6 protein-coding genes and 1 pseudogene are annotated in these 8,532 nt (G+C 62.4%); 5 read left to right on the top strand and 2 right to left on the bottom strand.

Features of this window, described 5'->3' with window-relative positions; translation table 11 throughout:
- From AACR77_RS23210 to AACR77_RS19885, 4 genes and pseudogenes are all read left to right on the top strand, one after another.
- Positions 1–123: pseudogene (locus AACR77_RS23210) on the top strand (hydroxymethylglutaryl-CoA lyase); the annotation flags it as partial.
- A 54-nt stretch (positions 124–177) separates the two neighbouring features.
- Positions 178–591: a MerR family transcriptional regulator gene (locus tag AACR77_RS19895; protein ID WP_010674587.1), complete on the top strand. Its 414-nt coding sequence runs from the start codon at positions 178–180 to the stop codon at positions 589–591.
- Positions 592–862: 271 nt separating this feature from the next.
- On the top strand, positions 863–3,769 hold the full coding sequence (locus AACR77_RS19890; RefSeq protein WP_193557384.1) for a DUF748 domain-containing protein: 2,907 nt from the start codon (positions 863–865) through the stop codon (positions 3,767–3,769).
- A gap of 879 nt (positions 3,770–4,648) precedes the next feature.
- Positions 4,649–5,245, top strand: a complete 597-nt coding sequence (locus tag AACR77_RS19885; RefSeq protein ID WP_029314465.1) for an acetate uptake transporter — start codon at positions 4,649–4,651, stop codon at positions 5,243–5,245.
- 81 nt (positions 5,246–5,326) lie between these two features.
- On the opposite strand, the gene AACR77_RS19880 is transcribed toward AACR77_RS19885, so the two are convergent.
- Both AACR77_RS19880 and AACR77_RS19875 read right to left on the bottom strand, forming a co-directional pair.
- On the bottom strand, positions 5,327–6,136 hold the full coding sequence (locus tag AACR77_RS19880) for a M90 family metallopeptidase (protein WP_042878800.1): 810 nt from the start codon (positions 6,134–6,136) through the stop codon (positions 5,327–5,329).
- An 18-nt stretch (positions 6,137–6,154) separates the two neighbouring features.
- Complete coding sequence (locus tag AACR77_RS19875; RefSeq protein ID WP_042878805.1) at positions 6,155–6,568, bottom strand: GNAT family N-acetyltransferase; 414 nt, start codon at positions 6,566–6,568, stop codon at positions 6,155–6,157.
- Positions 6,569–6,898: 330 nt separating this feature from the next.
- Here AACR77_RS19875 and AACR77_RS19870 point away from each other — a divergent pair, with 330 nt between their 5' ends.
- On the top strand, positions 6,899–8,392 hold the full coding sequence (locus AACR77_RS19870) for an alanine/glycine:cation symporter family protein (RefSeq protein ID WP_041215253.1): 1,494 nt from the start codon (positions 6,899–6,901) through the stop codon (positions 8,390–8,392).
- The last annotated feature ends 140 nt before the right edge of the window (positions 8,393–8,532 follow it).

Genomic DNA, 8,532 nt, shown 5'->3' with positions numbered 1-8,532 from the left:
TGGGTGAGCGAGCTGCTGGGGCGCCCCAACGGCTCCCGGGTCGGCCAGGCCCTGCACGGGAGGGGACGGCGCCTCGCACAAGAGCGCGAGCAGCGCACCCCGGGAGGCCATCATGCATCATGAACCCGGCCCTTGCCGCTGTGCCAGGACCCCGCCAGCTCATGAGGAGGGCGCACCATGAGAGCCAGACACGCCAGTGGCAAGGAGAGGACCTACAGCATCTCGGAGCTGGCCCAGGAGTTCGACATCACCCCCCGCACCATCCGCTATTACGAGGACGAGGGGCTCATCACCCCGACCCGGGAGGGGCAGACCCGCATCTACAGCCACAAGGACAGGATCCGCCTGAAATTGACCCTGCGCGGCAAGCGCCTCGGGTTCAGCCTGGCGGAGATCCGCGAGCTGTTCGACATGTACGACACCGACCGCTCCAGCCGGATGCAGCTTCACTCCATGATCCAGCTCATCGAGGCCAGACGCCACTCCCTGCGCCAGCAGCTGGAGGATATCCAGATGGTGATGGCCGAGCTCGATGCCGCCGAGCAGCGCTGCATCCACTCCCTCGGCGGCTTGAAAACCGACGGAGATTGACAGACTCTGGGGGTATCTCGCCCCCGGTATCCCGGTTTTCCAGTGGATATCCGCAGTGGCAGGCCCTGACCCGGCAACCCCCTTGTTCCCCCCATCGCCCGTCATGGCATGCCGGACAGAGTGGGCGGTTTGGGCAAGTGGCGAGGTGGAGCAAACGGGGAAAATCCGGCCTTGGTCGCACAATAATTCCCCAGCCCGGTCAGAGTGCGGCGCACCTCATGAGTCCTTCCCATGAACCGGGCACGATTAATTGCTACCATATGCGCATCAAATGGAGACCATCATGCTCAAGCCTCTGCCCGCTCGTCTGCTGCGCTATGCCCTCTATCTTCTCGCGCTCCTGCTCATCGGCATCACCATCCTGCTCTGGCAGGCGCCGACCCTCATCCAGCGCCATCTCCCCGGCTGGCTTGCTACCCATTACGGTCTGCACCTCTCCCTTGGCAAGATAGAGGTGGGGATCCGCTCCCCCTCCCTCGTGCTGGGGCCCAGCGCCCTGCTCGATGACCAGCAGCAAGCACTGGTGTCATTTGAAGAGCTGAAGCTCATTCCCGCCTTGAAAGCGAGCTGGCAGCAGCGCGCCCTGGTACTGGAAGAGGCCACCCTGACCGCCCCCAGGGCAGATCTGGTGCGCCTCGAGGATCTCAAGGGGGAGGCACGCTTCAACCTGACCGATGCACTGGCCTCCCTGCTCGCCCCTGCGCCGGAGCAAACACCGCCAGCTAGCGCCGAGCCCGTGCTGGTGACCATCGGCAAGCTGTCCGTCGAGCAGGGCCGGCTCAGCTACCGGGACAGCCGCAAGCAGAGCAGCCCGGGGTGGGTGCCGCCCCTCACCCTGGACAAGCTCGCCCTGCACCTGCCCGGCTTTTCCACCGCAGAGGGGGTGCTCAACCCCTATCGCCTGAGCGCTACCGTCAACGAGAAGAGCCCCCTCAAGGCCGAAGGGGAATTCGACATGATGAGCGGTGCCGGCAAGGGCCACCTCAGCCTTGGCAAGGTGGCCATCGCCCCCTTCGCCCCCCTCTGGGCCCCCTATCTCAAGGCGACCCTCGCCAAAGGGGAGGCCAGCGCCGAGCTCGCCTATCGCCTCACCCAGGGCAAGCAGGGACTGGACTGGCAGTTGTCAAAGGGCAAGCTGACCCTGGCCAACTGGCAGCTCACACGCAACAAGGGGGAGGAATTTGCCCGCTTCAAGCAGTTGGCGCTGACCGGGATCCGCATCGATGGCAACAAGCAGCGCCTTGAGCTCGATGCCGCCACCCTCAAGAGCCCGGCCATCACCGCCGTCCTCGACCACCAGCAACAACTGGATCTCGCGGACCTGCTGATCCCCCAGAAGACCCCCAAGGGGGGCAAACAACCGGCCACCCCCGCCAAGCCCTGGCAATGGGCCCTCAAGCAGACCCGCATCGACCAGGGCAGCCTCACCCTGACCGAAGCCACCAGCGGCAAGCCCCTGAAACGGGCCATCTCCGCCCTCGCCCTCACCCTGGGGCCCCTTGGCAGCCAGACCGCCCAACCCAGCCCCCTCACCCTCAACGCAGCCCTCGACACCAGGACGACGGTGGCGTTTGACGGCACCCTGGGGCTGACCCCCTTCACCCTGAACGGCGCCATCCGCCAGCAGGGGCTGCCACTGACCCTGGCCCAACCCTACCTGCAGGATCTGCTGCGCATCAGCGTGCGGGACGGCGAGCTTGCCAGCCGCACCAAGCTGGACCTGGTCACCGACCGCCAGGGGGCCATCAGCAAGCTGGAGATAAGCGGTGGACTCGAGGTCGCGGGGCTCAACGTGCTGGATCGGGCCGACAACCAGCGCCTGCTCCAGATAGAGAATCTGCAATTGAGCGGCCTGCACTATGATGGCCTGAGCCAGCAACTGCGCATCGCCGACATCCTGCTGAGCAAACCCTATGCCCGCATCGAGATCAACGAAGAGGGGATCACCAACGTGCAGCAACTGCTGCTGCCGCAACCCGCCGCGAACGACAAGGAGAGCGCCCCCGCCCCGCACATCGTCATCGATCAGATCCGCACCGCCCAGGGCAACCTGCGCTTCGCCGATCGCAGCCTGAGCCCGGAGTTCGTGGTGGACATCGCCTCCCTCGACGGCCAGAGCCGCCATATCAGCAACACCCCGGGGCAGCGCTCCGAGCTCGCCTTCAACGGCAAGGTGGACCGCTATGCCCCCGTCACCATCCGGGGGGGCGCCAACCTGCTCATCGAGGATCCCGTGCTGGACGTGGCCGTGGCCTTCAACAATCTGGAGCTCACCACCTTCACCCCCTACTCCAGCACCTATGCAGGCTATGCCATCGACAAGGGGCAGCTCTCCATGAAGCTCAACTACAAGCTGCAGGGCAACCGGCTGGAGGGGGACAACGACATCACCATCAAGAAGCTGCAACTCGGGAAGAAGGTCAAGAGCGAGCAGGCCAAAGATCTGCCCCTCGGCCTCGCCATCGCCCTGCTGAGCGATTCGAGCGGCGTCATCAAGATGAACCTCAAGGTGAAGGGCAATCTGGATCAGCCAGATTTCAGCCTGGGCAACATCTTCTGGGACGTGCTCGGCAATACCCTCGGCAAGGCCATCACCTCCCCCTTCTCCCTGCTTGCGTCCCTGACGGGGGGCACCAAGGATCTCGACGAGCTCCCCTTCCTGCCCGGCGATCCCGCCCTGACCCCGACCCAGCAGACCAAGCTGACCACCCTCGCCCAGGCCCTCAAGGAGAGGCCCAAGCTCAGCATGAACATTCGCGGCAAGGTCAACTTCAACGAAGAGCGCCCCATCCTCCAGCGCCAGAAGCTTGAGCGGCTGCTGGCCAAGATCACCGGCAGCCCGGTGGATTTGACGTTGCTGGAGCAGGATCCCGCCATGCAATCCGCACTGGCAGAGGCTTATGAAGCCAAGTTCAATGAAGATCTCGGGGATCTGGCCGACCGGTTGCGACTCGATGAAGGGAGCGAGGCCCTGCGCGCCCAGGCGATGCTCCTGCTGCGGGATCAGCAGCTCATCACCGCCAAGTCCCTGCGAAACCTCGCCATGCGCCGCGCCCAGAACACCAAGGAGTATCTGGTGGATACCCAGGGCATCGCGCCGGAGCGCCTCTTCGTGCTCGACAGCCAGGTAAAGGAGACGGACAAGGAAGCCAAGGTGGTGCTGACCCTGGACAACTGATCCGACCCCCGCCGGATACCCCTCTTGTTTGCCCCAACGGCATATGGCCCGAGGGGCTCCTTCCCCTGACACCTGCCATCAGGATATCTCTCTCGCTAGCCGTCTCGAAAAATCCTGTTATCCCGTTATCCGGCATGTCGGCATGTCGGCATGTCGGCATGTCGGCATGTCGGCATGTCGACATGTCGGCATGTCGGCATGTCAAAATAGATGGCCCGATTAGATATACAGTGTCTAATCGGGCCAATCCTGAACACCCTCTCGCGCGCGCCACAGGGCCAACCCCGCGCCCCCTTCCATTTCGAAGTGTCTTTACTGGGCCCATGGCCCATCCCGCCTCTGGCTTTCTGACAAGGGCAGCCTCTGATCCTGCCCGTTGATCTTGCGCCCCTTTCGCCCGTGGCAGTCAACACAGCGCGCTTGCGGGTTTCTCAGGCGCCCCGCCCTTGTGTAGGGAACACGGTGGCGAGCGCGGGGTTGACGAGAAAATGGGGTGCGCAACGGACACTGCGATGGCAAGCGATACGGGAGGTCCATGGGTCACAAACAGGAGGGAAACACTCTTGTCTGATGGCATATGAACTCATTTTTCAATCAAGCCGCCATGACGCGACCATCCGGGGCGCGTTTCCCTCACCAATCCCAGTCACCATCGTCGTTGCCGACTTTCATACCAAGGTGCCTTTTATACAAAATCGCAACGTTGAAAACGTTTTTCGTTCACCACTCGTCTACCTGAATGGCACGAATGGTTGGCTACTTAAACTTTCGTGTTCTTTTTTTACCATTTCTGTGTGTCCCCCCCTTGCCCGGGACCCTGAGCCTGCCTAAAATCGCGCGTCTTTTATCAACCCCACCTCTATTGTTGGAGAACACCACGTGAGCGAAAAATTGGCCAACCCTGCCCCTCTGGGTCTGATGGGTTTCGGTATGACCACCATTCTGCTGAACATCCATAACGCAGGTTTCTTCCCCATCAGCGCCATGATCCTGGCCATGGGTCTGTGCTATGGCGGTCTGGCCCAGATCATCGCCGGCATCATGGAGTACAAGCGTGGCAACACCTTCGGTGTCACCGCCTTCATCTCCTACGGCACCTTCTGGTGGAGCCTGGTGTTCCTGCTGGTGATGCCGACCATGGGTCTGGCCGAGGCCACCCCTCACGCCTACATGGGCTGGTACCTGCTGATGTGGGGCATGTTCACCCTGTTCATGCTGATCGGGACCGTCAACTTCCCCCGCGTGAAGCAGTTCGTGTTCGCCTCCCTGACCGTGCTGTTCTTCCTGCTGGCCGCCCGTGACTTCACCGGCAGCACCCTGATCGGCACCATCGCCGGTTTCGAAGGCATCATCTGCGGCGCCAGCGCCATCTACCTGGCCATGGCCACCGTGATCAACGAGCAGTTCGGTCGCACCGTGCTGCCCATCGGCGAGCAGAAGAAAGCCGCTCCCGCCCAGCTCAAAGCCGCTGCCTAAGCACCCGGCCAATATAGCTGTCATGAAAAAGGCACCCTCAGGGGTGCCTTTTGTGTTTCTGCCGCCCGGACACAGTGCCGGTCAGACCTGCTCCCCGGGATCCCCAGCAAGCAATCGGGTGGCCGGGTAGCGGCCTGCGGGATCCTGGCCGTAGAAGCGGGCGAACTGGTCATAGACCGCAGGGTAGACGGCGCGCAGACGCAACGGATCGGTGAAGAAGCTCTCGCTGCACACCGCGAAGAATTCGGCGGGATGCGAGGCGGCGTAGGGGTCTATCTCGGTCACCTCCTCTCTGGTCAACTGATCGTTCATCTCGTCAAACGCACCTTGCAGCGCCCGGGTCCATTGCTGGGGATCCATGCCCCGCGGCAGGGGCGGTGCACCGTCCGCATCCCCTCCCAGCATGTCGAGCTTGTGGGCAAGCTCATGGATCACCAGGTTGAATCCGTCCCAGTCCCCGTCCTGCTGCAATTCGCTCCAGGCCAGCACCAGCGGCCCCTGGGGCCAGGATTCACCGGCGTTCTCCTCTTCAAATTCGCTCACCAGCCCGAACTCGTCCTGCACCTCCTGACGACGGGTCACGGGCTCGGGGATGATGATCACCTCGTGGAAACCTCGATACCAATCGAACCCCAGGTGCAGGATAGGCAGCACTGCCTGCAGGGCCAGCACCCCCTGCTGGCGGGGCGTCAGTTCCACCCCGATCTGGGTGAGGGTCTTGCGCGAGAGAAAATGGCGCGCCAGCTCCATCAGCCTCTGCGCCTCTTCATCTTCAAGCCCCTGCAAGATAGGCACCGCCGCCAGCGCCTCGCGCCACTCCTGCTCTTCGGGGAGACGGGGCTCCCGGGGAGATGCACCACCCAATACCTCTTTCAACCTGGACCAGAACACACGGACTCCTCTTGCCAATCAGACAGCTTTCACAAAACGTTTCGGACGCTCGCAATACCCTTGCGCCAGATAAAATCGGTGCGCCCCTTCGCGCTTGAGGCTGCTGGAGAGTTCCAGCTGGCTGCAACCCAAGGCTCGCGCCCGCGCCTCGGCCGCCGCCAGCAAGCCGGCACCAATGCCGCCGCTCCTTGCACCTTCATCGACAACCAGCGCCGAGATCAGGCCCCAGGCTGGTGCAAGGTGCATGGGTTGCAAGTGGTGCCACACCAGCACCCCCACCGGGCTCCCCTCGCACAGGGCCACCAGGACCTCCCGCGCCGGATCGGGCTGGGCCAGCCTGGCGCTGACCGCCCCGTCAGGGTTGGGGTAGCCCAGCTGGGCAAACAACCCCGTCAATCCGGCCCCATCTTCCTCCCCGGCGAGGCGAATGATGTATCTGTTTTCCCTTGTTGCCACTCCTGGCCTCCTATTTGCATTACCTCAATCAGCCCTCTGGGCATGGCAAAGCGGCAGATGATGGGTATGTACCGAATCTTGTCCAGTTCCATTCACCATTTGTTAATGTCAATTCACAAATTAACAAAGTCACAACACTTTTCACTAGGAAGGCCCTGAACAAACCGATATGTTAAATCCCGCGGACTAACCAGTCGAAAGTCCCGCACAATCCTGAGTGACCCCCTTGGTCACCGCATATTTCAATGTTAAGGGAGCGAGGCATATAGACCTCGCCAAGACAGCGCAACAAAGGAGTTGTTGTACATGAATGAGATCGTCAATGCCATCAATGGCGTGATTTGGAGCCCAGCGCTCATCTATCTGTGTCTGGGGGTCGGCCTCTACTTCTCCCTGCGCAGCCGTTTCCTGCAACTGCGTCATATCAAGGAAATGGTGCGCCTGATGTTCGATGGCAAGAGTACGGATGCGGGCGTCTCCTCCTTCCAGGCCCTTGCCATGACCCTGGCCGGTCGCGTCGGTACCGGCAACATCGCCGGTGTGGCCACCGCCATCACCTTCGGCGGCCCGGGCGCCCTGTTCTGGATGTGGATGGTTGCCTTCCTCGGCGCCAGCTCCGCCTTCGTGGAGTCCACCCTGGGCCAGGTCTACAAGGAGAAGATCAACGGTGAATACCGCGGCGGTCCGGCCTTCTACATCGAGAAGGGGCTCGGCATGAAGTGGTACGCCTGGACCTTCGCCATCGCCACCATCTTCGCCTGCGGTGTGCTGCTGCCGGGCGTACAGGCGAACTCCATCGGCTCCAGCCTGCAGACCGCCTTTGCCATCGACCCCAACGTGACCGCCGCCGGTCTGGCGCTGCTGCTCGGTTTCATCATCTTCGGCGGCGTCAAGCGCATCGCCAACTTCGCCAGTACCGTGGTGCCCTTCATGGCGCTGGGTTACATCATCGTCGCCTGCGTCATCATCGCCCTGAACATCGGCCAGCTGCCGGGCGTGATCCTGCTCATCTGGAAGAGCGCCTTCGGGATGGACGCCGGCTTCGGCGCCATTCTGGGCTTGGCCATCATGTGGGGGGTGAAACGCGGGGTCTACTCCAACGAAGCCGCCCAGGGGACGGGTCCCCACGCCTCCTCCGCCGCCGCGGTGAGCCACCCGGCCAAGCAGGGTCTGGTGCAGGCGTTCTCCGTTTACATCGACACCCTGTTCGTCTGCTCCGCCACCGGCTTCATGCTGCTCATCACCGGCCTGTACAACGTGCAGGGTCCGGACGGTGCCGCCCTCTACACCGGCATCGCCGGCGTGGCCGCCGGCCCAGGCTATGTGCAGACCGCCATGGAAAGCATGATGCCAGGCTTTGGCAACTACTTCGTCGCCATCGCCCTGTTCTTCTTCGCCTTCACCACCATCGTGGCCTACTACTACATCGCCGAAACCAACATCGCTTTTGTCAATCGCAAGATTAACCGCCCCTGGCTCACCTTCCTGCTCAAGCTGGCACTGATGGCATCCACCGTCTACGGCACCGTCAAGACCGCCGATCTGGCCTGGGGTCTGGGTGACATCGGCGTCGGCCTGATGGCCTGGCTCAACATCGGCGCCATTTTGATGCTGCAAAAGCCCGCCTTCGCCTGTCTGAAAGACTATGAGGCCCAGAAGGCAATGGGACTGGATCCCGTGTTCCACCCGGAAAAACTCGGTATCAAGAACGCTGACTACTGGACCGGCCGCCGTTCCGAGCAAAACCTGGAGCAGGAGCAATCCGGTCACCCCTTCGAACCGGACCGTCAGTCCACCTGAACCGTTGACCCCTAAACAGAAAACAAAATGGCAGCCTAGGCTGCCATTTTTATTTGTGCTCTCTTGAGAGTGAGCGCCGGTTCAGAGCGCGTTGCGGCGGGGTCCGAACGGCAGGCGCCAGCGAAACAGGCTGTTGAGGG

This window comes from Aeromonas sp. ZOR0002 (assembly GCF_963866995.1).
Classification (GTDB): domain Bacteria; phylum Pseudomonadota; class Gammaproteobacteria; order Enterobacterales; family Aeromonadaceae; genus Aeromonas; species Aeromonas caviae.
Note: the sequence above shows the minus strand (reverse complement) of the source record. Positions and strands in the feature narration are given on the sequence as shown.